General features: G+C 66.4%; 25 protein-coding genes. 8 read left to right on the plus strand and 17 right to left on the minus strand.

The features are described from left to right. Positions 1-8 precede the first annotated feature (8 nt). On the minus strand, positions 9-782 hold the full coding sequence (otsB, locus tag SCA01S_RS05305) for a trehalose-phosphatase (RefSeq protein WP_062783568.1): 774 nt from the start codon (positions 780-782) through the stop codon (positions 9-11). Positions 783-905: 123 nt separating this feature from the next. Next, positions 906-1,334 carry a MerR family DNA-binding protein gene (locus tag SCA01S_RS05310; RefSeq protein ID WP_062783570.1) on the minus strand — a complete coding sequence of 143 codons (429 nt, stop codon included), beginning with the start codon at positions 1,332-1,334 and terminating at the stop codon, positions 906-908. 87 nt (positions 1,335-1,421) lie between these two features. On the opposite strand from SCA01S_RS05310, the gene SCA01S_RS05315 reads away from it, so the two are divergent. Next, on the plus strand, positions 1,422-2,162 hold the full coding sequence (locus tag SCA01S_RS05315) for a glutaredoxin family protein (protein ID WP_062783573.1): 741 nt from the start codon (positions 1,422-1,424) through the stop codon (positions 2,160-2,162). Positions 2,163-2,220: 58 nt separating this feature from the next. Here the strand turns inward: SCA01S_RS05315 and guaA are convergent, their stop codons facing one another. Next, positions 2,221-3,792 carry a glutamine-hydrolyzing GMP synthase gene (guaA, locus tag SCA01S_RS05320; protein ID WP_022676802.1) on the minus strand — a complete coding sequence of 524 codons (1,572 nt, stop codon included), beginning with the start codon at positions 3,790-3,792 and terminating at the stop codon, positions 2,221-2,223. A 623-nt stretch (positions 3,793-4,415) separates the two neighbouring features. On the opposite strand from guaA, the gene gluQRS reads away from it, so the two are divergent. Genes gluQRS through SCA01S_RS05345 form a run of 5 tightly spaced genes read left to right on the plus strand, consistent with a single transcriptional unit; the run spans position 4,416 to position 7,385 of the window. Then, complete coding sequence (gene gluQRS / locus SCA01S_RS05325; RefSeq protein WP_245652449.1) at positions 4,416-5,285, plus strand: tRNA glutamyl-Q(34) synthetase GluQRS; 870 nt, start codon at positions 4,416-4,418, stop codon at positions 5,283-5,285. Then, on the plus strand, positions 5,282-5,515 hold the full coding sequence (locus tag SCA01S_RS05330; protein ID WP_062783576.1) for an HIG1 domain-containing protein: 234 nt from the start codon (positions 5,282-5,284) through the stop codon (positions 5,513-5,515). The genes gluQRS and SCA01S_RS05330 overlap by 4 nt, the downstream gene beginning before the upstream one ends. A gap of 18 nt (positions 5,516-5,533) precedes the next feature. Next, on the plus strand, positions 5,534-6,094 hold the full coding sequence (locus tag SCA01S_RS05335; RefSeq protein WP_054131796.1) for a cob(I)yrinic acid a,c-diamide adenosyltransferase: 561 nt from the start codon (positions 5,534-5,536) through the stop codon (positions 6,092-6,094). Between the two features lie 41 nt (positions 6,095-6,135). Then, positions 6,136-7,005, plus strand: coding sequence for a 3-hydroxyacyl-CoA dehydrogenase NAD-binding domain-containing protein (locus tag SCA01S_RS05340; RefSeq protein WP_062783745.1), 870 nt, complete (start codon positions 6,136-6,138; stop codon positions 7,003-7,005). 59 nt (positions 7,006-7,064) lie between these two features. Beyond that, entirely contained in the window at positions 7,065-7,385 is a 321-nt protein-coding gene (locus SCA01S_RS05345; RefSeq protein WP_022676806.1) for a hypothetical protein, read from the plus strand. 112 nt (positions 7,386-7,497) lie between these two features. Here SCA01S_RS05345 and dapE read toward each other — a convergent pair whose 3' ends face one another. The 7 genes from dapE to rpmH all read right to left on the minus strand — a co-directional run bounded on the left by dapE (position 7,498) and on the right by rpmH (position 12,847). Then, positions 7,498-8,649, minus strand: a complete 1,152-nt coding sequence (gene dapE, locus SCA01S_RS05350; protein ID WP_157088859.1) for a succinyl-diaminopimelate desuccinylase — start codon at positions 8,647-8,649, stop codon at positions 7,498-7,500. Beyond that, positions 8,646-9,314: a glutathione S-transferase family protein gene (locus tag SCA01S_RS05355; RefSeq protein WP_022676808.1), complete on the minus strand. Its 669-nt coding sequence runs from the start codon at positions 9,312-9,314 to the stop codon at positions 8,646-8,648. Before SCA01S_RS05355 ends, dapE begins: the two co-directional genes overlap by 4 nt. 173 nt (positions 9,315-9,487) lie before the next feature. Further along, positions 9,488-10,114, minus strand: a complete 627-nt coding sequence (gene yihA / locus SCA01S_RS05360) for a ribosome biogenesis GTP-binding protein YihA/YsxC (RefSeq protein ID WP_107716539.1) — start codon at positions 10,112-10,114, stop codon at positions 9,488-9,490. Between the two features lie 35 nt (positions 10,115-10,149). After that, positions 10,150-11,955, minus strand: coding sequence for a membrane protein insertase YidC (gene yidC / locus SCA01S_RS05365; protein WP_062783584.1), 1,806 nt, complete (start codon positions 11,953-11,955; stop codon positions 10,150-10,152). A 43-nt stretch (positions 11,956-11,998) separates the two neighbouring features. Further along, entirely contained in the window at positions 11,999-12,208 is a 210-nt protein-coding gene (gene yidD / locus SCA01S_RS21660; RefSeq protein ID WP_082208922.1) for a membrane protein insertion efficiency factor YidD, read from the minus strand. 4 nt (positions 12,209-12,212) lie between these two features. Further along, positions 12,213-12,692, minus strand: coding sequence for a ribonuclease P protein component (rnpA, locus tag SCA01S_RS05370; RefSeq protein ID WP_369801279.1), 480 nt, complete (start codon positions 12,690-12,692; stop codon positions 12,213-12,215). Between the two features lie 20 nt (positions 12,693-12,712). After that, positions 12,713-12,847 carry a 50S ribosomal protein L34 gene (gene rpmH / locus SCA01S_RS05375; RefSeq protein WP_028657364.1) on the minus strand — a complete coding sequence of 45 codons (135 nt, stop codon included), beginning with the start codon at positions 12,845-12,847 and terminating at the stop codon, positions 12,713-12,715. A gap of 201 nt (positions 12,848-13,048) precedes the next feature. On the opposite strand from rpmH, the gene SCA01S_RS05380 reads away from it, so the two are divergent. Then, the gene (locus SCA01S_RS05380) at positions 13,049-14,371 is read left to right on the plus strand and encodes a sensor histidine kinase (protein WP_022674471.1); all 1,323 of its coding nucleotides are present in this window, start codon (positions 13,049-13,051) and stop codon (positions 14,369-14,371) included. 31 nt (positions 14,372-14,402) lie between these two features. On the opposite strand, the gene SCA01S_RS05385 is transcribed toward SCA01S_RS05380, so the two are convergent. The 4 genes from SCA01S_RS05385 to SCA01S_RS05400 form a co-directional block, all read right to left on the minus strand. Next, positions 14,403-15,704 (minus strand): serine hydrolase domain-containing protein, encoded by a 1,302-nt coding sequence (locus tag SCA01S_RS05385; RefSeq protein ID WP_084390781.1) that lies wholly within the window; start codon positions 15,702-15,704, stop codon positions 14,403-14,405. A 107-nt stretch (positions 15,705-15,811) separates the two neighbouring features. Then, positions 15,812-18,196, minus strand: coding sequence for a TonB-dependent receptor (locus SCA01S_RS05390; protein ID WP_082350092.1), 2,385 nt, complete (start codon positions 18,194-18,196; stop codon positions 15,812-15,814). A 115-nt stretch (positions 18,197-18,311) separates the two neighbouring features. Further along, positions 18,312-19,469: a helix-turn-helix transcriptional regulator gene (locus tag SCA01S_RS05395; protein ID WP_062783590.1), complete on the minus strand. Its 1,158-nt coding sequence runs from the start codon at positions 19,467-19,469 to the stop codon at positions 18,312-18,314. Between the two features lie 101 nt (positions 19,470-19,570). Then, positions 19,571-20,035 carry a hypothetical protein gene (locus SCA01S_RS05400; protein ID WP_062783593.1) on the minus strand — a complete coding sequence of 155 codons (465 nt, stop codon included), beginning with the start codon at positions 20,033-20,035 and terminating at the stop codon, positions 19,571-19,573. Between the two features lie 171 nt (positions 20,036-20,206). On the opposite strand from SCA01S_RS05400, the gene SCA01S_RS05405 reads away from it, so the two are divergent. Further along, positions 20,207-21,367, plus strand: a complete 1,161-nt coding sequence (locus SCA01S_RS05405; protein ID WP_062783596.1) for an aminotransferase class I/II-fold pyridoxal phosphate-dependent enzyme — start codon at positions 20,207-20,209, stop codon at positions 21,365-21,367. Between the two features lie 43 nt (positions 21,368-21,410). Here SCA01S_RS05405 and SCA01S_RS05410 read toward each other — a convergent pair whose 3' ends face one another. The 3 genes from SCA01S_RS05410 to glmM form a co-directional block, all read right to left on the minus strand. Further along, positions 21,411-22,649, minus strand: coding sequence for a DUF3422 domain-containing protein (locus SCA01S_RS05410; RefSeq protein ID WP_022675442.1), 1,239 nt, complete (start codon positions 22,647-22,649; stop codon positions 21,411-21,413). A 66-nt stretch (positions 22,650-22,715) separates the two neighbouring features. Then, complete coding sequence (locus SCA01S_RS05415; protein ID WP_022675443.1) at positions 22,716-22,940, minus strand: DUF1272 domain-containing protein; 225 nt, start codon at positions 22,938-22,940, stop codon at positions 22,716-22,718. A gap of 14 nt (positions 22,941-22,954) precedes the next feature. After that, positions 22,955-24,295, minus strand: a complete 1,341-nt coding sequence (gene glmM, locus SCA01S_RS05420; protein WP_028657638.1) for a phosphoglucosamine mutase — start codon at positions 24,293-24,295, stop codon at positions 22,955-22,957. Positions 24,296-24,363 lie beyond the last annotated feature (68 nt).

The following is a 24,363-nucleotide window of genomic DNA, read 5'->3' on the forward strand; positions in this document are numbered from 1 at the left end:
TGCCTGGGTCATTCCGGCACCTCCGCCGTGCCATCGGCAAAGGCGCGCAGGAACGCGCGCACCGCATGCGGCGAAGGCAATGCCAAGGTTGCGGCCGTGCTGCTGCCGTTGAGCGCCCGTTCGCCCACCAGCACGCCATGGCCGCCCAGCGCGCGGGCAGCGGCAAACCCGGCCTCGTCGGTCAGGTCATCGCCAAAGAACACCGGCCGCGTGCCGATCATGCCCTTGCGCGCCATCAGGCGGCGTACCGCCTGCCCCTTGTCGCCGCCGGGCATGCGCAGTTCCACCAGGTCCTTGCCGTGCTGGATCTTGAGGGCGTGGCTATCAGCCAGTTGCACCGCCATGGTTTCGGCCTGTTGGCGCGCTTGCGGCGCCAGGCGCCAGTGAAACGCCACGCCGTATGACTTTTCCTCGACCAGGCAGCCCGGCCAGGTTTGCGCCAGGCCATGAAACGCGCTGGCCACGTCATTCAACACGGCCAGGCGTTCGGGCCGCGCCCATACTTCGTTCCAGCGGTATTCGAGGCCATGACTGCCGGTCACGGGCAGCGCCTGGGCAATCGGGCCGAGAATGCGGTCGATCTGTTCGAGCGAACGCCCGCTGACCATGGCCAACCGCCCATCCAGACGCTCGGCCAGATCGCGCAGCAGCGCCCGCGTCGGGCCATCGGCGCGCACGGCTTCAGGGTCGTCGGCCAGCTCCAGCAGGGTGCCGTCGATATCGAGAAACACGGTCGCGCCTTCGAGCAAGCCGGGGCGCGGCGCAGGCAGTGTGGCGGGCATGGTGGCGGTAAAAGGAATGGGGGCGCTCCTTGGCTGTGGCTGTCGGCTGACGCGCCTTATCAATCGCCAAAACCCCCTTTGGTTCCCGTTTGTCGCCTGACGTGATCGGCAAGTAATTGTTTTTTAACGATCGAATGCTGCCAGAATAGGGCAGGGTCCGGCCTCGCCAGCATGGCATGCCTGCGCCAGGTGTTGCAGCGCGGCGCGCGCTTCTTCCAGCGCGGCGATCCTGGCGTCGAGCGTGGCGATCTGCTGCGCCGCCAATGCGCGCACGCGGGCACGATCGCTCGTGGCATCCAGCGCGAGCAGTTCGCTGATCTGCTCCAGCGTAAACCCGGCGGCCTGGGCAGCGCGGATGAAGCGCAAGCGGCGCACGTGGCTTTCGTCATAACGGCGGATAGCGCCGCCGGCACCATCCCCGCGCTCGGGCGTTTCGAGTATCCCGCGCCGCTGGTAATAGCGCACGGTTTCCACGCCCACTTCTGCCGCGCTGGCCAGGCTGGCGATCGTCAGGCGGCCGGGCGGTGAAGAAGCAGCATTTTGCGCAGGCATCCCTTGACTCCGTACCATGGTGCGGACCCTATATGGGGTGCAGCTGCGCTGTTTCCAGCCGGTGTCCGTTGTAAAAAGGCCGCTGCTATGACCACTCCCGCCCCCCGCGCCGTCCTCTATCGCATGGTGATGGACAAGCATATTTGCCCATTCGGCCTCAAGGCCAGGCACTTGCTGCGCCAGCGCGGCTTTGCGGTGGAAGACCACTGGCTGCGCACGCGCGCGGAAACCGATGCGTTCAAGGCGGCGCACGATGTGCGCACCACACCGCAGGTGTTTATCGATGGCGAGCGGATCGGCGGCTATGATGATCTGCGCCGGCATTTCGGCCTTGCGGTGCCCGATCCCAAGGCCACCAGCTATACGCCCGTCGCGGTGCTCTTTGCCCTTGCCGCGCTGATGGCGCTGGCCGCCAGCCAGGCCGCGTTTGGCACGCCGTTGACCCTGCGCGCGGGGGAATGGTTCGTGGGCATGAGCATGGCCGTGCTGGCCCTGCTAAAGCTGCAGGATCTCGATCGCTTCGCCACGATGTTCCTGGGCTATGACCTGCTCGCCCAGCGCTGGGTGCCCTATGCCAGCATCTATCCCTTTGCCGAGGCGCTGGCCGGCGTGCTGATGATCGCCGGGGTGTGGACCTGGCTGTCGGTGCCAGTGGCGCTGTTCATCGGCACGATCGGCGCGGTCTCGGTCTTCAAGGCCGTCTATGTCGACCGCCGCGAGCTGAAATGCGCCTGCGTCGGCGGATCGAGCAACGTGCCGTTGGGCTTCGTCTCGCTGACCGAAAACCTCGCCATGGTGGCCATGGCGCTGTGGATGTTGCTGCACTGACGCCACGAAAAAGGGTGCCGGAACCTATGGTTCGCGGCACCCTTTGGTGTGGATCAGATCATTCCCACTCGATCGTGCCGGGCGGCTTTGACGTATAGTCATAGACCACGCGGTTGATGCCCTTGACCTCGTTGACGATGCGCGTCGCCACGCGGCTGAGGAAGCCGGCGTCGAAGGGATAGATATCGGCGGTCATGCCATCGGTCGAGGTAACCGCGCGCAGGGCGCACACCGAATCGTAGGTGCGATGGTCGCCCATCACGCCCACGGTGCGCACCGGCAGCAACACGGCAAAGGCCTGCCAGATCGCGTCATAGAGCCCGGCGTTGCGGATCTCTTCGAGATAGATCGCGTCGGCCTTGCGCAGGATGTCGCAGCGCTCGCGCGTCACTTCGCCGGGGATGCGGATGGCCAGGCCCGGCCCGGGGAACGGGTGGCGGCCCACGAAGATATCGGGCAGGCCCAGTTCGCGGCCCAGTGCGCGCACTTCGTCCTTGAACAGTTCGCGCAAGGGCTCGACCAGCTTCATGTTCATGCGTTCGGGCAGGCCACCCACGTTGTGGTGGCTCTTGATCGTCACCGAAGGCCCGCCGGTGAACGAAACGCTTTCGATCACATCCGGATAGAGCGTGCCCTGCGCGAGGAAATCGGCGCCACCCACCTTGCGCGCCTCGGCCTCGAACACGTCGATGAAGGTCTTGCCGATGAACTTGCGCTTGGCCTCGGGGTCGGTCACCCCTTCCAGGCCCTTGAGGAACAGCGTCGACACATCCACGTGGACCAGCGGGATGTGGTAGTGGTTGCGGAACAGCGAGACGACCTGCTCCGCCTCGCCCAGACGCATCAGGCCATGGTCGACGAACACGCAGGTCAGCTGGTCACCGATCGCCTCGTGGATCAGCACGGCGGCAACGGCCGAATCGACCCCGCCGGAAAGGCCGCAGATCACGCGGGCATCGCCCACCTGTGCGCGGATTTCGGCGATCTTGGTCTTGCGGAATTCGGCCATGGTCCAATCGCCGGTGCAACCGCAGACGTGGCGCACGAAATTGGCGATCAGCTTGCCGCCATCGGGGGTGTGGACCACCTCGGGGTGGAACTGGGTGCCGTAATACTTCTTTTCGTCGTTGGCGATGACGGCAAACGGGGCGCCATCGGACACTGCCACGATGCGGAAGCCCGGCGCAAACTGCGTCACCTTGTCGCCGTGGCTCATCCACACCTGGTGGCGTTCGCCCACGGTCCACAGCCCATCGAACAGCACGCAAGGCTCGGTCACGGTCAGGAACGCCCGGCCGAATTCGCCCGAATCGCCGGGCTGCACTTCGCCACCCAACTGATGGCTCATCACCTGCTGGCCATAGCAGATGCCCAGGATCGGCAAGCCACTGTCGAACAGCACCTGCGGCGCGCGCGGGCTGCCATCGGCGGGCACGCTGGCGGGCGAGCCCGAGAGGATGATGCCCTTGGGCTTCATGCGGTGGAATGCCGCCTCGGCCTGGGTGAACGGGGCGATTTCGGAATAGACGCCGGCCTCGCGCACGCGGCGTGCGATCAGCTGCGTCACCTGGCTGCCAAAATCGACGATGAGGATCGATTCGGGGGCCGATTCTTCGGGCTGGATAGTCATGGCTGGCCGATAAGGAAGGCGGGCCAGACTGTCCAGCACTTGGCCAGCCGCAGGCGTAAATTCTGCGCCGCGCCCCACAGTGTGGCGTCATGGCCGCGTAATGTGGCAAAACTGTTGCGCATATGCCACGATAACTACGGTTGCACGATGTGGATTGCGTTTTTCGCAACTGCTGGCGCCAGGATCGCACTTGTAACAAAACCGCCTCGTCTTATGTGGGCGTCAGTTCGCGGCTCCGAGCCTTACCCTGCCGGCGCGACGGACTGAGAGGATCCTGCAAGGTTTAACAATAAACTTTGCAATTCGCAGGAAATCAGGAGCACACCATGCGCAAGATCGCAACCGTTGTGCTGCCGCTCATCCTCGCCGCTGGTCTCAGCGGCGCGATGTTCACTGCCACGCTTGTCTAAGCGCTGGCGGCAGCACTGATATATGTCTGGTCGGTCCTCTCAAGCGACCATGGCATATCTTTGAGATAGTAAGTAAAGCCCCGCAGCGCGATGTCACCGCATCGCGGCGGGTCTTAAAGCGGCGGTCCGGTGGGGCCGCCGTTTTGCGTTTCGGACAATTGTGTCTTATGGGATACACTTGTTCCTCTGGGGAAACCTTCTACCCATCCGGCGATGATCGCTGCTTCCGCCATGCCTTCTGCCGTCACGCGTTTCGCCCCCAGCCCCAATGGTCCGCTGCATCTCGGGCACGCCTGGGCCGCGCTCGTGGCGCACGATCGCGCGCATGCCGATGGCGGCACGTTCCTGCTGCGGATCGAGGATATCGACGGCGCGCGCAGCCGGCCCGAACTGGCCGCGGCGTTCCGCGCCGACCTCGCCTGGCTCGGCCTGTCATGGCACGAAGTCTTGCCGCAGTCGCAGCGCGTGGCGCATTACCGCCAAGCCGCCGATGCCCTGCGCGCAGCGGGGCTACTCTATCCGTGCCGCTGCACCCGGGCAGAGATTGCCGCTGCCGCCACGACCCAGGGGCCGGACGGGCCGATCTACCCCGGCACCTGCCGCCAGCACCCGGTGGCGCGCGGCCCGGACGTGGCCTGGCGGCTGGACATGGCCAAGGCCACCGCGCTAGCCGGGCCGCTTTGCTGGGTGGACGAGCGGCGCGGAGAGCAGCGCGCCACGCCAGAGATGTTTGGCGATGTCGTGCTATGGCGCAAGGATGCGCCGGCATCCTATCACCTCGCCGCCACGGTGGACGATGCCGCTGACGGGGTGAGCGTGGTCACGCGCGGGATCGACCTGTTCCGGGCCAGCCACGTGCACCGGCTGCTGCAGGCGCTGCTTGGCCTGCCGGTGCCGCGCTGGCACCACCATGCCGTGCTGATCGGCGCGGATGGCCGCAAGCTCGCCAAGCGTCGCGATGCACCGGGCCTGGCAGAGCGGCGCCTGGCCGGGGAAGATGGCATGGCGCTGGCCGCCGCACTGCGCGCTGGCCTTTTTGACACTGGCATTTGCCTGGCAGACACCATAGACCTGTCGCCATGACCTATGTGCTCATACCCCTGCTGATCGTGCTCATGGCGCTGACCGTCTGGTCGCTGCTGCGCGGCGTGGTTGCCTTCCTGCGCACCACGCGCGAGGGCCTGGAGCGGGGGGACGAGGGCGTGCGCGACATGCAGCTGTTGCAGAACCGCATGATGTTCAACCGCATCAAGTTTCAGGGGCTGGCCATCGTCGTGGTCATCGTGCTGCTGATGGTCGGCGGCAAGAACTGAACAGGTTCGTTCCATTTCATGGTAAAGCTGAACAAGATCTACACCCGTACGGGTGACGATGGCACGACCGGGCTGGTCGATGGCTCGCGCCGCGGCAAGCACGAGCCGCGCATGGCCGCGATCGGCGAGGTGGACGAGGCCAACAGCGCGCTCGGCCTGGCCGCACTGGTCGTGCCGCCCGATGCCGGCGCGGAATTGACGCGCATCCAGAACGACCTGTTCGACCTCGGCGCCGATCTGGCCACGCCCGGCAGCGATTTCGCTCCTGGCGAGATGACGCTGCGCGTAGTGCCGGGGCAGGTTGCCTGGCTCGAGGCGATGATCGACGCGCGCAATGCCGCGCTGCCGCCACTTACCAGCTTCATCCTGCCCGGCGGCAGCGAGGCGGCCGCGCGCGTGCACCTGGCCCGCGCGATCACTCGCCGCGCCGAACGCGCCGCCGTGGCGCTCGCCGCGCAAGAGCCGGTCAACCCGGCGGCGCTTGCCTATCTCAATCGGCTGTCGGATTATCTGTTCGTGCTGGCCCGCGCGCTCAATGCCGGGCGCGATCCGTTGTGGGTGCCGGGCGCCAGCCGCTGATCATCAGCAGGGCTGATCAATCGTGTGAAAGGATAGTGGGCATGCAGACCGTAGCCGTGATCGGGGCCGGGCAGATGGGTGCAGGCATTGCGCAGGTCATGGCCCAGGCCGGGCTGGCCGTGCTGCTGGCCGACGTGAACCTGGCCGCCGCCGAAAAAGGCCGTGACAAGATCGCCAAGGCGCTCGCGCGCCTGGTCGCCAAGGACAAGATCGCCGCCGCTGATGCCGATGCGATCGTGGCGCGCATCACCCCGGTGGGTGACTATGCGCCGATGGCCGCGGCGGACCTGATCGTGGAAGCTGCGACCGAGCGGGAAGATATCAAGCAGAAGATCTTTGCCGCCGCTGGCGCCGTGCTGGCGCAGCATGCCATCCTGGCGAGCAATACCAGCTCGATCCCGATCACCCGCATGGCAGCGGCCTCGCCCGATCCGGCGCGTTTCATCGGGCTGCATTTCTTCAACCCCGTGCCGGTGATGAACCTGGTCGAGGTGATCCCGGGCCTCGCCACCTCGGCCGCCACGCTTGATACGATGCGCGGGCTGGTCGGGCGGCTCAACAAGGAGCTGGTGCTCTCGCAGGACGAGGCCGGCTTCATCGTCAACCGCGTGCTGATGCCGATGCTCAACGAAGCGGCCTTCGTGCTGGGCAGCGGCACCGCCAGCATCGTCGATATCGACAAGGCCTGCCGCCTCGGCCTCAACCATCCGATGGGGCCGCTGGAACTGGCTGATTTCATCGGGCTGGATACCTGCGTGGAAATTATCCGCGTGCTGCATTCCAGCACGGGCGACAGCAAGTATCGCCCCGCGCCGCTCCTGGTGAAATATGTCGAGGCTGGCTGGCACGGCCGCAAGACCGGGCGCGGGTTCTATGACTATAGCGGCGAGATGCCTGTCCCCACGCGGTAGGCAAGTGCGGGGGAACGGGGCGCCGCGCGGCGCGTAGTTCCGGCAAAGGAGTGACGCGCATGAGCAAGGCAATCCCCGATCTCGCCCCCGAGGCGCACAACCAGGAACAGGACGATTCGTCGTCCCAGGCCCAGACCCTGGCCGATGAAGCGCTGGGCCGTGCCACCGCCGTGCTGGGCGCCGCCGAAGACAGCGAACGCGTGTCTGGCGATGGCGACGAGCCCGGCTCAACCCCCGATCTGGTCGATCACATGAAGCAGATGGTCTCTTCGGGCCGGATCGACATGGGCGCCTATCGCGGCGAGCGCAACGACGACGACGAGGAAGGCGGCCTGGGCGAAGCGGGCATCGACGACGATACCCCGCGCGGCGCGGAATAAGGCTTGCCGGGCGCTGTGATAGCGCCCTTCGACAAGCTCAGGGCGAACGGAACCATAAGGACAATCCCGGTTCCGTTCGGGCTGAGCTTGTCGAAGCCTTGAGGCTTACAATTCAGGCCGATGGTTGTTGGAGCGCCGCCAAGGCAATGCGGCGATAGATTCGCGCCAGCACGCGCAGGTCTTCCATCGCCACGGCCTCGTCCTTCTTGTGCATGGTCGCATTGCACAGGCCGAATTCCACCACCGGGCATAGCGCGCGCAGGAAACGCGCATCCGATGTGCCGCCGGTGGTCGACAGTTCCGGCGTGACGCCGGTCTCGGTCTCCACTGCCTGCGCGATCAGCGTGGAAAAATCGCCGGGCAGGGTGATGAAGCTTTCGCCCGAAATAACCGCCCGCGCCGTGCCGCCATGGCGGATGGCGATGGCGCTGACGCGATCGACCAGCCCCTGGCCGGTGTGCAGGTCGTTGAAGCGGATCGACAGCCGGGCGCGCGCCTGGGCGGGGATCACGTTGGTGGCGGGGTTGCCCACCTCGATATCGGTGATTTCCAGGTTGGACGGCTGAAACCAGTCGCTGCCTTCGTCCAGCACCAGGGCATGGAGTTCGGCCAGCATGGCGATGAGCCGGGGAATGGGATTGTCCGCGAGGTGCGGATAGGCGACATGGCCCTGCGCGCCATCGACGGTGAGCCAGATATTGACCGAGCCGCGCCGGCCGATCTTCATCATGTCGCCCAGTCGGTTGACCGAGGTGGGCTCTCCCACCAGGCACAGGTCGGGCAGGCTGCCCTCTCCTGCATCAGCCAGCGCGCGCATGCGCTCGATCAGGGCGGCCGTGCCATAGCGTGCCGGGCCTTCCTCGTCGCCGGTGATGATCAGGCTGATCGTGCCGGCCTCTTGCGGGATTTCCGCCAGCGCCGCGACGAAGGCGGCGATCGCGCCTTTCATGTCCACCGCGCCACGGCCATAGAGCAGTTCGCCGCGCCGCTCGGCGGTGAACGGCGCGCTGCTCCAGCCCTGGCCCGGCGGCACCACGTCAAGATGGCCGGCAAAGGCGAAGTGGCGGCTGCCGGCCGGGCCCTGGCGGATCGCGAACAGGTTCTCCACCGGCCCGTCGGGCGCTTCGCCCTCGACAAAGCGGTGCACGGCAAAGCCCATGGGCACGACCATGGCTTGCAGCACGTCGAACACGCTGCCGGTGGCCGGCGTCACACTGGGGCAGTCGATCAGGCGTTCGGTCAGGACAACGGGATCGGCGCTCATGTGTGGCTGGCTTCCTCGAACTGTTCGATGGTCCATTCTTCGTCTTCCGCTGCCTCGATCCAGGCCTGCATCCACGGATGCTCCCACAGCGCCTGCATATAGGCGACGGCAAAGCCGGGCACGCCCACGCCATAGGTGACGAAGCGCGAGACCACCGGGGCATAGATGATGTCGGCCGCGCTGAACGTACCGAACAGGAACGGGCCGCCCTGGCCAAAACGGGCGCGCGCCTCGGCCCACAGCTGCAGGATGCGCACGATATCGGCGCGCACATCGTCGCGCACCTCGGGCTGGGCCTGCCGGCGGCGGATGTTCATCGGCATGTGGCCGCGCAGCGCGAAATAGCCTGAATGCATTTCCGCCACCATCGATCGCGCCATGGCGCGGGCGGCATCGTCCTTGGGCCAGAAGCGATCGCGGCCGACCTTGTCGGCCAGGTAATCGATGATCGCCAAACTGTCCCACACCACGGCGTCGCCATCCCACAGGATCGGCACTTTGCCCGATGACGGCGCCAGATTGGCATCGCGGCGCTTGGCCTCGTCCCAATCATCGCCATAGAGCGGAACGGTGATTTCCTCGAAAGCCAGGCCCGATTGCTTGGCGGCCAGCCAGCCGCGCAACGACCAGCTGGAATAATTCTTGTTGCCGATGACCAGCTTCATGCGGGGCCTTTCGCGTGGGGCGTGGCCTTTCCGCCTAAAGCCTGGGGGGCGGGCTGTCGAGTGGCCCCTCCGTCAGCCCTGCGGGCTGCCACCTCCCCATCAGGGATGGGGAGGATCGTGATCCTCCCTGCCGCCGGCGGGGAGGGGACCGCCGCGAAGCGGTGGTGGAGGGGTCAGACCGCCGCGTCGTCCAGCACGGCGCCGCGCAGGGCGGCGATGCCCAGGCCCTTTTCCGACGAGGTCACGCTGACCTCGGGGTGGGCGGCGATGTGCTTGCGCGCGATAGTCTGGGTCTCTGCCACCACGTCGGCCAGTTCGCTGGCCTTGATCTTGTCTGCCTTGGTCAGGACCACGCGATAGCCCACGGCCGCTTCGTCGAGCATCTGCATCATTTCGGTATCGACCGTCTTGATGCCGTGGCGGCTGTCAACCAGCAGCAGCGTGCGCTTGAGCACCACGCGGCCGCGCAGATAGTCGCGCACCAGGCGGCGCCACTGCTCCACCACCTTGGGCGGCGCCTTGGCAAAGCCATAGCCGGGCATGTCGACCAGGCGGAACAGGGTGGGGGTGCCCACCTCGAAATAGTTCAGTTCCTGCGTGCGGCCCGGCGTGACCGAGGTGCGCGCCAGCGACTTGCGCCCGGTGAGGGCATTGAGCAGCGAGGATTTGCCCACGTTGGAGCGGCCGCAAAAGGCGATCTCGGGAAAGTCCGGCTCGGGCAGGAATTTGAGTTCAGGGGCGGATTTGAGAAACTCCACGCGGCCGGAAAAGAGCGCGCGGGCGCGCTCTTCCAGGGCCATCAGGCGCAGGCCTTCTTCGTCGGGACCGGTGACGCTCACTTCTTTTTCGGCTTTGCTGTAATGGTGGCGTCGCGCGCGGCGGCGCGATCGAGGTTCTGCTGGTCCTTGGCTGCCTGCGCCTTGAGCTGCGGATGGCGGCTATAGAGATAGCGCTGCTGGCCGATGGTGAGCAGGTTGGAGGTGATCCAGTAGAGCAGCAGGCCCGAGGCAAACGGCGCCATGACGAACATCATCATCCACGGCATCAGGCCCATGATCTGTTGCTGTGCCGGGTCCATCGCGGCGGGTTGCAGCTTGAACTGCGCCCACATCGTCACGCCCAGGATGATCGCCAGCACGCCGATGCCAAGATAGGCGGGCGGGGTGAACGGCAGCAGGCCGAACAGGTTGAGCACGTGGAGCGGATCGGGCGCGGACAAGTCCTTGATCCACAGCACGAAGGGCTGGTGGCGCATTTCGATGGTCAGCACCAGCACCTTGTAGAGCGCAAAGAACACCGGGATCTGCAGGAAGATCGGCAGGCAGCCGGCCAGCGGGTTCACGCGCTCTTCCTTGTAGAGCTTCATGATTTCCTGCTGGGCCTGGGCCTTGTCGTCCTTGTAGCGTTCCTGGATCGCCTTCATCTTGGGCTGGAGCGCGCGCATCGCCGCCATCGAGGCGAACTGGCGCTGCGCCACCGGGAACATCATGCCGCGCACCAGCAGGGTGAGCAGGATGATGGCCAGGCCGAAGTTCTTGACGCCATGGAACAGCGAATCGAGCAGCCAGAAGATCGGCTTTTCGAACCAGCGGAACCAGCCCCAGTCGATCGACAGCGACAGGTGCGTCACGCCCTGGTTTTCATAAGCTTCCAGGACGTTGTTTTCCTTGGCGCCGGCAAACAGGCGCAGGGTCTGGCTCTGCGTCTGGCCAGGAGCCACGCTGGCGGCCGGCCAGATCAGGTCAGCGGCAAACAGGTTGTTGCCCAGTGCGCGGAAATCGGCGGCGGGCTTGGCCGCGCCATCGGCCGGGATCAGCGCCGAAAGCCAATAGATGTCGGTAAAGCCGATCCAGTTGGCCGCGCCTGCCGGCGTGATCGAGCCGACCTTGGCGACATCGGTGTAGTTGTTGGAGAAATTGACCGAGCCATCGAACGCGCCGATCGGGCCGGAATGGACCTGCCAGGTATCCTGGCTCATCGTCTTGTCGGTGCGGTTGATGCGGGCAAACGGCGCGACCGAGGCAGCCGTGGGCGCGGCGTTGGTCACGCTCTGCGTCACGGTCAGCATGTAATTCTGGTCGATCGCGTAGCGCAGGCTGAAGGTTTGCCCGGTGGGGTTGCGCCAGGTCAGCGTGACCGGGGTGGCCGGCGTCAGCTTGGTACCTTGCGCGGTGAACACGGTCTGCCCGTTGGGCGCGGCCACGCCGTTCTGCCCCAGCCAGCCGACCTGGGCAAAATGCTGCGCCGGGGTGCCGGCGGGCGAGAACAGGCGCACCGGCGGGCTGTTCTTGTCGATCGTTTCGCGATGGCGCACCAGCGTCAGGTCATCGACCACGCCGCCGACCAGGTTGATCGAGCCCTTGAGGCCCGGCGCATCGATCGGCACGCGGTTGCCGGCGGCCAGTTCCTGGGCCAGATCCTTTTGCTCCAGCGCCACGTCGGCCGGGGCCTGCAGCCCGCCTTCGCGGGTGGGCTTGGCCGGCGGGCCGCTGCTGGCGGGCGCGGCCACGGGCGCCTGGCTCGCCATGGCGGCCGGCTTGCCCTTGGGCTGCGGATAGAAATAGGCGATGCCATAATCCCAGCCGATCAGCAGCAGGCCCATCAGGACCACCGCCAGGATCAGGTTGCGCTGTTTCTCCACTGTGCCTCGCGTTCGTTGAATCAAGCTGTTTGGGAAGGGGTGTTCAGGGGACGGGATCGTACCCGCAGCCACCCCAGGGATGGCAGCGCAATAGCCGCAAGGCGGCAAGCCAGCTACCCTTAATCGCACCATGCTTGGTCCACGCCTCGATCGCATATTGCGAGCACGAGGGGGCAAAGCGGCACGAAGGTGGCAAGACGCGGGATGGGCCAAGCTGCCAGCCCCGGGCGATGAGGATGAGCAGGCGCTTCATGGGCTCAGCGGCCGTAGGCGGGCTTGGGTTCGCGCGGTGGGCCGCGCCTGGTGCCGGGCTTTCCGCCCGATTTGCCGCCAGGCTTGCGGGGCGGATCGCCCTTGCCGGCAGCAGCGCGCGACAGGGCCTGGCCCAGTTCGCTGCGCAGCAGGGCGAAATCGCGCTCCACCCCGTTTTCGCGGCCGATTAGCACATGATCGGCGCCGGCAATGCCGTGGGCGGGCAGCAGTTCGCGCAGCAGCGCGCGAAAGCGCCGCTTCATGCGGTTGCGCGCCACGGCGTTGCCGATCTTCTTGGTGACGGTCACCCCGAATCGCAGCGAGCCATCGGCGCGCGACAAGGGGTTCACCAAAAGCACGAATCCGGGCCTTGCGACCCGGATTCCGCGATTGGCGGCGAGAAAATCCGCACGCCGGGCCATCGTCGCCAAGCGGGCACTGCGCCGAGGAGAGCGGGCCGGATCGGCCCCGGTCTCAACCGACATGGTGCCCGAAGGGCGCGCGATCAGGCCGAGAGGTTCTTGCGGCCGCGGGCGCGACGAGCGCGCAGCACCTTGCGACCACCGACGGTGGCCATGCGGGCGCGGAAGCCGTGGCGGCGGGCACGCACGAGGTTGCTGGGCTGGAAAGTGCGCTTCATGGTTCAGCTCTTCTTCTTGTCTGGCGAATCGGTATAACAGGCACGCCGCCGCAACCGACGCCGAGCCGAAATCAGGGGTGCGCCGATAAGCGAGGGCGCGCCATCCGTCAAGCATTTGCCGAGGCGCGATTGTGCCACGCGGGCGCAAACCCCAATGAAAATGCCATTGGCGAAATTCGCGCAAGGTTCTAGGGCAGAGCCATGGTTGCCGACGAAACCGGGCAGGCCCAAAGCTGGGGCCGCATATGGCGCCGCAAGCCGGCCTGGCTGACACTGGCGCTGTTTGCCGTGCTGGCGCTGGCGCTGCTGGGTACCTTTGCCCTGATCTTCACCACGGTCGATGCCGAGCGCGTGCAGCGCGAGCAGGCGGCGCGCACCAGCGCGGTGCTGGCCGCGCTCGATGGCATCGTGGCGGCCACGCTTAACGGCGAAACCGGGCAGCGCGGCTATTACATCACCTATGACCGCCGCTATCTGGTGCCTTATACGCAGGGCCATGCCGCCTATGAGGCGGAAATCCGCGCGCTGCGCCGCCGCCTGGGCCAGGGCATCGATCCGCAGCAGGCCGCCCTGGTGGATGAGATCGAGCGCCTGGGCGATGCCAAGTGGGCCGAAATGGCCGGCACGGTGGAACTGGTGCGGCGTGGCGAACTGGTCGAGGCACGGGTGCGCACCCTGTCTGACGAGGGGCAACTGGCGATGGAGGCCCTGCGCCAGGCCGTGGGCCGGCTGGAACGTACCGAGCGCGCGCGGCTGGATGCCGCGACCGACAGTGCTGCCATGGCCGAGGCGCGCGTCATACCCTCGCTGGGCCTGCTGGCGGTGATCATCACCATCGCGCTGATCCTGGGGCTGTGGCAGGTGATCCGCACTGCCCAGGCGCAGGCAGCCGCTGCCAATGCCGCGCTGATCGCCGAGGCGCGCGACCGCGCCGACCTGCTGGCGCGCGAGCTTAATCATCGCGTAAAGAACCTGTTCGCGGTGATCCTGGCGATCGTGAAGATGTCGGCCCGGGGCGATACCGCCGCGGCCCCGGCGGTGGACCGCATTGCCAAGCGCATCCACGCCCTGGTCACCGCGCACGATGTGACGCAGGGGCGCCACGATGGCGATGGCGAGGTGGACCTGGCCGATCTGGTCACCAAGGCGATCGCGCCCTACCGCTCTGACAGCGAACGCTGCAACCTTTCGGGCGGGACACTGGTGGTGTCGGGCCGCCACGCCGTGCCGCTGGGCCTGGTGCTGCACGAATTGGTGACCAATGCCGTCAAGTATGGCGCCTGGTCGGCCCCGGGCGGACTGCTCGAGGTGCGCTGGGAACACCATGCGGCAGACAAGACCGTGCGCCTGGTGTGGCAGGAACGCGCCGCCGCGCCGCTGGTGCTGCCCGAAGACGGCGTGCCGGCGCGCGAAGGCTTTGGCTCGGCGCTGATCCGCAGTTCCGAACGCCAGCTTGACGGGCGCATCGTGCGGCGCTTTTCGCCCGAGGGGATCATGGTGGAGATTACGTTCCCCCACGCATGATCCCGCCGGATCATCCCTTGGGCGCCTGGCCTTACGGCTTGGGCGCGGTGGCTGACCAGTTCACCAGCGTCTTGAAATAGGCCAGCGTCTCTTCCAGCGCGCGATTGCCCAGGTCCGATCCTTCGGGCGGGAAGAAGCTGAGCTTGACGATCACCGTGCGCGTGGCGGGGTGGACGTAGATGAACTGCCCCTGGAGGCCGAGCGCGGTATAGGCGCCGGTATCGTCGACCTTCCACCACTGGAAGCCATAGCCGGAGCGGGCGAAGGGATCGGTCACGCTGGCCGGCGGGGGCGGCGTGCCGGGATCGGCATTGGGCACCATCGCGGTTGCCTGGTGGACCCAGTCCGCCGGCAGGATCTGGCGGCCGTTGAACTTGCCCTCGTCCAGCATCATCTGCCCCAGGCGGGCAAAATCGCGCAGCGTGGCGTTATAGCCCATGCCGTTAAGCTCGCGCCCCACGCCCGGCGCGCCATCGGCCAGCCAGAAGCCATAGGATTCCATGCCCATCGGCTGCCACAGGGTGTTGGTCATGTAGGTGGCCAGCGGCTGCTTGGTCGCGCGTTCGAGAATCCAGCCCAGCACGCTGGTATCGAGCGTGGAATAGTTGAAGTGGCTGCCCGGCTTCCATTTGCGGCCCAGGCGTGGCGCGGTGTCGGCAAAGCGTTCGGTGTTGGCGACGATGGCGTTGAGGAAGATCTTGGCGGCCACGCTGGGCGTTGCGCCAAAGTCATAGCGTTCCTCGTAATCCACGCCCGAACGCATCTGGAGCAGCTGGCGGATCGTCACCCCGTCATAGCCCGACCCCTTGAGTTCGGGGACATAGTCGGTGGCGGGCTGGTCGATCGACTTGATGAAGCCCTGGTTGACCGCGATGCCGACCATGATCGAGGTGATCGACTTGGCCATCGAGAACGAGATGTAGTGCGTGCTGGCATCGGTGTTGTTGCGATAGCTTTCGTGCACGATCCTGCCGTCGCGCATCACCAGCAGGGCATTGGTGAAAGTGCGGTCTTCCCACTGGTCCTCGGTCATTTTCGTGGTGCCGAGCACGGCATCGGGCAGGGCCTGGTCCACGCGGGGCAGCGCGGCGATCGGGCCGGAACGCGGCACCGGTCGGGTCTGGAACAGCTGATCCATGGTGTGGAAGGTCAGCATGTTTTCCGGCGCTTCGAGCATGTGGGTGCGCGCGGCGGCCAGGTTGGGCGGTACCTGGCCATTGGGCAGGACATGGGGCGGCGCGGTTTGCGCCAGGGCGGGCGTGGCGAATGCCTGGGCCAGGGCGAGGGTGGCGCTGGCCAGCGCGAGCGCGGCCTTCTTGCGGGGGAAAACCATGGGGAAGCAGCCTTTGCAGCAGGGAAGGAACAAGGGGAAAAGTGGCCGGAAGCATCAGGGTGCTTCCGGCCCAGTGCAGGGGGTGCCCCTTGGCGGGGCACCCGGCATTACTGGCGCATCAGCAGGGTGAGGCCGAACGTGCGCGGGCGCTGTGACAGGTTGCGATAGGTGCCAACGCCGCTCACCTCGATCGAGCGGGACAGGATCGTGGTTTCGTTGGTCAGGTTGTCGACAAACAGCGAGAGATCATAGGCGCCCTTGCGCAGCCCGGCGCGCAGGCTGGCATAGTGCACCTGGGGCAGGGCATAGGCGCCGGGATCATAGCTGCTGGTGCTGCTGTCGGTGACGGCCGACATCCTGGCCTTGCTCTTGTACGAATAGTCGGCGCGCAGATAGGCCGTGGCGCTGCCGACCGGCGCTTCATAATTGGCGCCGATCGTGGCCGTCCACGGATGGGTTTCCAGGTGATCACCCACTGCGGCGATCAGCTGGCCGGCCTGGGGATTGGGCTGGCCGCTGACATTCTGGGTCAGGTGCGCGTCGGTATAGGCCAGCGTTCCATCCAGGGTGAACGCGGGGCTGATCCGGGCCGTCGCCTGGATGTCGAAGCCCTGGCTGCGTGCCTTGCCCAGGTTGGCAGTGAACTGCGCGCCGCAATGCTGGAGATAGACGTTCTGCTGAATGTTGCTCCAATCCACGTGGTAGGCGCTGGCTGCCAGGCTTACCCCGCCCACGCGCGTCTTGGCGCCGGCTTCATAGCTCCACAGGCTGTCGGACTTGTAGGTGCTGGGCACATTGGCAAAGCCATAGTTGGCAAGGTCCGTCCCGCACTGGCTGAGCGGCACCGGCGCATTGGTGCCGCCGATGCGATAGCCCTTGGCCGCCGTGGCATAAATCAGCGTGGTTGGCGTGGCCTGCCAGTTGAGCGCGAACTTGGGCGTGACCGGGTTTTCGCTGACCGACTGCTGGTCCTGCAACTGATAGCCCGAGACCGGACCCTGGAACAGCGAATTGCCTTCGAACTTGGTGTGCGCCACGCGCACCCCGGCGGTTACCTTGAGAGTGTCGGTCAGCTTGAGCGACCCTTCGGCAAAACCGGCCAGCTGTTCGTCGGCGCCGCGTCCGCTCCCCGCCAGCGAATAGAGCCCATCGACCAGCGGCACGCCGAGCACCACTTCGGGCGGCACGCCGCCAAAAATGTCGGCAAAGTTGGGATCATAGACCTGTTCGGCGAAATGCTGGACCGACTTGGCATAAAAGCCGCCGATCACCCAGGTGAAGCGCGCATTGGCGTTGGTGGATTGCAGGCGCACTTCCTGGGTGAACGTGCGCTGGTCGTTGCGCATATAGGCCAGGGCCTTGTGATCGGTGCCGACCCAGGGCGTGCCGGCAAAGACCGCCGGCCAGATTGTGGAATAGTCGATCTCGCCGCTTTGATCGCGCACATAGTAAGAGGTGTTGCTGATCAACTGCGCGCCGCCGAGATCGGCGCTGATGTTGAGCGCGGGCAGATAGAAGCGATCGCGATCGGGCGAGCCATTGGGCGCCCCGCTGACGTACTGGCCCTTGCTGGGGTTGGACAGCGCCTTGTAGCCTGGATCGCTGGGAGCGAGGCCGTTGTTTTCCCACCATGGGCTGGTGTCGTTGTTGACGCGCTTTTGATAATAGAGCGACGGAGTGATTTCCACGCCATCGACCGGCGCCCACTTGAGCGCAAAGCGCGCCACTTGCGTCCAGCTGGAATTGACGTTCTTGAGATAGGGCGCGTTGGTCAGGATGGGATTGGCATCCTGCCGATCGATCCACCCGCCATCGTGGCGATACCACACGCTGGCTGCCAGCCCGAGCTTGTCGCGCACCAGCGGCGCTGAAATCGATACGCCCAGTTCGCCCGAGGCGGCGCCGCCCTGCGTGGCCGAGGCTTCGGCCCGGCCATAGATATGCGTGTCGGTAAGGCTGGGCTGGGTGGTGATGAAGCGCACCGTGCCGCCTTCCGAACCAGCGCCGAACAGCGTGCCCTGCGGCCCGCGCAGCACTTCCACGCGCGCCAGATCGAACACCGCGGGAAAGGCGTTGGTGGTGGAATAGCCCACGACGCGGCTCTGGATCGGGGTATCGTCGATATAGACGCCGGTGGTGGCGGCCCCGACGGTGGAACTGATGCCGCGAATGGCGATGTTGGTCTGGTTGCCGAAGCCGTTGGGATCGAACTGGATGCCCGGCGTCTGCCGCACGACGCCCGAAATGTCCTTGATGCCGCGCGCATCGAGCGAGGCTTGGCTGAGCGCGGTGACCGATTGCGGCACTTTGCTCAGCGATTCGGCGCGGCGGGTGGCCGTGACCACGATTTCGCCGGGGGCGGCATCGGCGCTTGTTGCAGTTGCCGGCGTGCCGCTGCCATCCTGCGCCAGTGCTGGCCCGCTGCTCCAGGCCAGGGCCATGGCCAGGGCCACGGGAGCGCCTGCGAACGAATGGAAATGTCTGGGCTGCATCTTCTATCCCTCACGCTGCGGCGGTTTGGAACGCGTCCGTTCCGCCTTGTCGCGGGGGATGATGGGGCCAGAGGTTACGGCCCTGCACCTCCCATATGGGATATAGTCTGCGATCTCAGTTTGGGCGTGGCGGAACGGGTACCGGGGGCAGGGTGCCGTTGCCCTGGGCCGAGAGCGAATGCAGGATCAGGCGAACGAGATCGGCCTGGCGCCCGGTGCCGGTCTTGCCGAACAGCTGCTTGAGCTGGATGCGCGCAGTGCCGGTGGTAATACCGCGGCGGGCGGCATATTCGCTGACCGTGTCGCCCGCGGCTAGGGCAGCGGCCAGTTGCGCTTCTGCTCCCGTCAGGCGGAACAGGCGCGCCAGGGCTGATGGCATGATCTGGACGCGGCGTTCCGGCGCCGCGATCAGCAGCAGCACTTCATCGCGCGCGGCTGCACCGATGCCGGCCTGGTTGGCCCCAGACACGGCCCGCACATGCAGCGGATCGTCTCCCGGGCTGCCCAATGCCAGCACATCGGCATGGCCGGTGGCGGCATCGGCAACCAGCGCCTTGAGCGCGGCATTGGCTTGCGCGTTGTGCGCGGTCAGCATGCCGTTGCGCACGCCCAGGTGCCGGTTATAGGCGAGGAGCGTCTCGGCTACCGGATTGCTCCATGCCATGCGCAGCGTGCGATCGCAGCTGGTCATGGCCAGGTCGGTGGCGCTGATCGCCTGTTCCAGCGTGCGCACCCGCGCCGCGTTTTCCGAGGTTTTGAGCCACAGGCTGACCGCCTGGCTGAGGTGGGGCTGCAACTGCTGCAGAAATTCCACCTCGCCGGCGTTGACGTCGCGGTCGTCACCGGGCTTGCGATGGAACACCAGCGAGAAATGGCTGTTCGGGCTGAGGCCGAAATCGACCCAGAACGCCGGCCCCAATCCGCAGCGCGCCAACCCTTCGCGCATGGCGCGATGTTCGTTTTCGGAATGATCCAGGCTTTGGAAATCACTGCCGATCCCGGTATCGGGATGGCGCAGCGCGCGTTGGCGATGAAAGCGGGGATTGGCGCCGGAATTGGCCCAGGAATCGTGAATGGCCGCATGGCGCAACGATACCGAATCCCGCGCCGTCCAGACCTGTTGCAGGCAGGAGCGGGCCGAAGACAGCACCTGCGCCACCACGCTTTCCAGGCCCATGCGATCGCGCAACGTATCGAGCACGACCTGCCAGCGCGCCTCATGCTCTACCGAGCCGTAGAGGTCGAGCAGCAGCGAAGAGTCCGAATGCGTCATGGGCAGCCTGGTCCGGGCTATGTCAGGATGTTGCTGTACCCCATGCCCGCTGCCAAGGCAAAGGGTCGCTGTTGCCTACCAGGCCCGTGGCGGCGGGGCGTTCAGCCCTGCGGCGCGGCGACCAGGCCGACGATGCCAAGCGCCAGCGCAACGACGATCATGGCAAGCGCCAGGCGCCGCCGCCGTCGCAGCGCACGGGCGGCGCGGCCATGGCTGCCCGTGCGCTGCGAGGCGGCCTGCCAATCCCATCCCTGGCCATCGATCCATTTGCGGATTTCCTGCCCGGCCAAGGTCCACACGCCGGCCGCCAGCAGGGCGCAGGCCAGCGCGACCAGCGCCAGCGGCGCGGCAGGAATACCGGCGCCGGTGGCGGTTCGGCATTGTGCCAGGCTGGCGCGTGCCTGGGCCGTGGTGCAAGGGCCGCTGGCATTAACCGTGTCCAGCGGGTTTCCGGCAAGGTCGGTGGTCTGCGCGGCGTTGACCGGCGCGGCCGGCCCGGCGGGAATGCCGTTGTCCTGGCTCTGCCCCGCCGTGGCGGCGTCTCGGTGTTGCCCAGAGTGTGCCATCGATCATCGCCTGTTGCGTGGTGTTACCGGCAAGGCAGGTGCCTGATACCCGCCAAACCGCCGATGGCGGGCAGATTACGGCTGGTTCATCCGCCTGTCAGTCCCGCAGGTTCCGCCATCACCATGGGTGGATATACCCGCCGCCCGAATCGTGTTACCCGCACGGCCCCCATGACTGCACAGATCGAACCCTTTCACGCCATTGCCGTTTCCACCCTAGCGCACCGCATTGCGGCCGATGCGGCTGCGGCCGGCCGGCCGGTGATCCACATGGAATTCGGCCAGCCCTCCACCAGCGCGCCCGCTGCCGCGATTGCCCGTGCCCATCACGTGCTGGATACCCAGGCGCAGGGCTATTGGGAAAGCCAGGCGCTGAAAGAGCGCATTGCCCGGCATTACCATGAAACCGCCGGCGTCACGGTCGATCCGTCGCAAGTCGTGCTGACCTGTGGTGCCTCGCCAGCCCTGGTCATGGCGCTGACCCTGCGCTTTGCCCCCGGTGCGCGGGTGGCGATCGCCCGGCCCGGCTATGTGGCCTATCGCAATACCTTGCGTGCGCTGCACATGGAGCCGGTCGAACTGGTGTGTGGCCCGCAGGAACGCTTCAACGTCACTGCTGCCGCCTTGGCCGCGATGGAGCCGGCGCCTGACGGGTTGATCCTGGCCAGCCCGGCCAACCCCACTGGCACGGTGATCGCACCCGATGAACTGGCGGCCATCGTCCAGGTCTGCCAGACACGCGGCATCTCGGTGATCAGCGACGAGATCTATCACGGCCTCACCTATGACGGTGCGCAGGCGCAGACCCTGCTTGCCGTCGATCCCGAGGCGGTGATCATCAACAGCTTTTCCAAGTACTTCTCGATGCCGGGCTGGCGCCTTGGCTGGCTGGTGGTGCCGCCCGCACTGGTCGACCAGGCGCGCGCGCGGATGGGCAACCTGTTCCTTACCCCGCCGGTGCTCAGCCAGAATGCCGGCCTGGTGGCGTTCGAATGCCAGGACGAGTTACAGGGCCATGTCGCCGCCTATGCGCGCAACCGCCAACTCGTGCTCGATGCCCTGCCGGCGCTGGGCCTGGCCCGCATCGCGCCGCCTGATGGCGCATTCTATGTCTGGGCCGATATCGGCCACCTGACCGACGATTCGATGGCGTTCTGCCTCAAGCTGCTGGAAGATACCGGCGTGGCCACGGCACCGGGCATTGATTTCGATCCGGTCGAAGGGCGCCGCTTCTTCCGCATCAGCTTTGCCGTTTCCACCGCCGAGGTGGAAGACGCGCTGGCGCGGATGAAGCCGTGGTTTGCCGCGCGGATGGCCGAAGCAGCGGTCTGACATACTATTGGTGATATTCATACTATCACCAATAGCGCTAATATCACGGTGAGGGGTGATCGAGTACCTGGCGGCGGGCATGGCGCAGTGCCAGCCAGGTCGCCAGCATCACCAGCGGGGTGATTACCCCCACGGCCAGGCGCGCATCGAAGTGCACCAGGCTTTCCCCGCCTTCCAGCACGTGGCCGATCAGCGCCGTGGCATAATAGCTGATCCCCACCACCGACAGCCCCTCGACCAGGTGTTGCAGGCGCAACTGGCGGACCGCGCTGCGTTCGAGCGAGGCGAGCAGCGCGCCGTTCTGGTTTTCGATGCGGGTTTCGATCCGCGCACGCAGCAGCGCGGTGAACTGCCCGGCGCGCGCCGCCACCTGGCGTTCACGACGGGAAAACGCGGCGCAAGTGCGCACCGCCGGCAGGAAGCGGCGCTGGGTAAATTCGCCCAGCGAGAGAAAGCCGGGAATCGGCCGCGGCGCTAGATCGGCCAGCCGTTCTTCCACCAGCAGGGCATAGGCGGCAGTGGCGCTCATGCGGTAGTCGGTGGCACTGGCCACAGCGGCGATCGCCAGCGACAGGCCGGAAAGCTGGTCCATCAGGTCATCGTCGCGCACATCGTCGCGGGTCAGCGCCTCGCCCAGGCGGCGCAGGTCTGCTTCGGCCTGGTCCAGCCGGGGCCAGGCCGCGCGCGCCACCGGCAGGCCGAGCAGCGCCAGGTTGCGATAGCTGCTCAATTCCTGCAACCGCTGCACCGCGCGGGTCAGGTCGCCCCCTTCCAACCCGCATGCGGCCACCAGCATGCGGCCATAGCCATCCTCGCCGATGTGAAAGTCTGACCAGATGCGCATCGGGCCGGCCACGTGGCACGAGACCAGGTCATCGTGCACTAGGCCCATGGCCGGCATCACCTGGGCGGCATCGGCTTCGTCTGCCACGATCACCAGCCGCGTGGCGCGCACCGTCGCGCCGGGCAGGCTTTCCATCCAGGCAGTCGCATCGGCAAGATCGACGTCGCATGGGGCAAACAGCGTCTGGGTGCTGGCCTCGCTATGCCGTTCCCAGGTGAACGACACGCCACCGGCCAGGGTGCCCGAAACGTGGCGACGATCGGCGCGGCGCACCTCGCCACCTTCGGGCATGGCTGCCCAGGCTGCCCATTCGGCATCGCGGGCGGCATCGTCCACCAGCCGCACCTGCTGCACCACCTGCATCGGCGCGCGCAGCACGGGCCAGCGACGCAGATGCATCTCGTTCACGATCTGCCGACGCCATTCGTGTTCGTGCATGGCTGTTGCCCTCTTCCCTGGCGCGATCATGCGCGCAGGGGAGGGGGCGTGCAAGTATGCTAGGGTCTAAGGCTTGTAGCGCCGTTCGCGCGCGGGCGGGTACTTGGCGTGGAGCGCCTTGGCCCGCGTTGGGCGGTCCATCAGTTCGCCCTGGCAATTGGGGCAGCGGTCATCGAGGTCTTCGGCGCATTCGGCGCAGAACGTGCATTCCATCGAGCAGATGAAAGCGCCGGGCGCTTCGGCGGGAAGCTCGGTGCCGCAGTTCTGGCAATCGGGGTGCATGGCAAGCATGTCTGGTTCTCCGCTCAGGCCGCAGCCTTGCGCACGGCATTGCAGATGGCGTCGACCACTTCAGCCACTTCCTCGGCATCGTCGGCCTCGGCCATGACGCGGATCACTGGCTCGGTGCCCGAAGGGCGGATGACCAGGCGGCCGCGGCCAGCTAGCCGCGCCTCGGCCTGGGCGATGGCCTCCTGCACGCTTTCGGCCTCGAGCGGCTTGCCGCCGGCAAAGCGCACGTTCTTGAGCAGTTGCGGCACGGGATCGAACAGGTGCAGCGTCTGGCTGGCCGGCTTGCCGCTGGAAACCAGCGCGGCCAGCACCTGCAACGCCGCGATCGTGCCATCGCCGGTGGTGGCGTGATCGGTCAGGATCATGTGGCCTGACTGTTCGCCACCCACGTTGAACCCGCCCTCGCGCATCTTTTCCAGCACGTGGCGATCGCCCACGGCGGTGCGCACCAGGTCCAGGCCCTTGCTGCGCAGGAAGCGTTCGAGGCCCAGGTTTGACATCACAGTGGCGACCACGCCGCCGCCGGTCAGCGCGCCGCGTGCGGCGAGTTGGCTGCCGATCAGCGCCATGATCTGGTCGCCATCGACCGTCTGGCCCTTTTCATCGACCACGATCAGGCGGTCGGCATCGCCATCGAGGGCGATGCCGATGTCGGCGCGCACTTCGCGCACCTTGGCTTTGATCGCGTCGAGATGGGTGGACCCGACATTGAGGTTGATGTTCTTGCCATTGGGTTCCACCCCGATGGCGATCACTTCGGCGCCGAGTTCCCACAGCGCCGAGGGCGCCACGGTATAGGCCGCGCCATTGGCGCAATCGACCACGATGCGCAGCCCGTCGAGGCGCAGGTTGTGCGGCAGCGAGGCCTTGACCGCGTGGATATAGCGGCCACGCGCATCCTCGATGCGGCGGGCACGCCCCACTTCGCTGGCCGGCGCCAGGTCGAGCTCATCCTCCAGCATGGCCTCGATCGCCAGTTCGTCTTCATCGGAAAGCTTGAAGCCATCCGGGCCGAACAGCTTGATGCCGTTGTCTTCGAACGGGTTGTGGCTGGCCGAGATCATCACGCCGACATCGGCGCGCATTTCGCGCGTGAGCATGGCGACAGCGGGCGTCGGCATCGGGCCGAGCAGGACCACGTCCATGCCCACGCTGGTGAACCCGGCGGTCATCGCGTTTTCCAGCATATAGCCCGACAGGCGGGTGTCCTTGCCGATCACCACGCGATGGCGATGATCGCCCCGCTGGAAATAGGTGCCGGCGGCCTGGCCCACTTTCATGGCGGTTGCCGCGGTCATCACCCCGGCATTGGTCCGGCCCCGGATGCCATCGGTGCCGAAGAATTTTCGTCCCATCGCGAAGATCTTGTCCCTTTGCCTGGCGCCACCAAGGCGCCATTGCATGTGCCTCCTACACCATTATT

This window comes from Novosphingobium capsulatum NBRC 12533, from assembly GCF_001598375.1.
Lineage (GTDB): Bacteria > Pseudomonadota > Alphaproteobacteria > Sphingomonadales > Sphingomonadaceae > Novosphingobium > Novosphingobium capsulatum.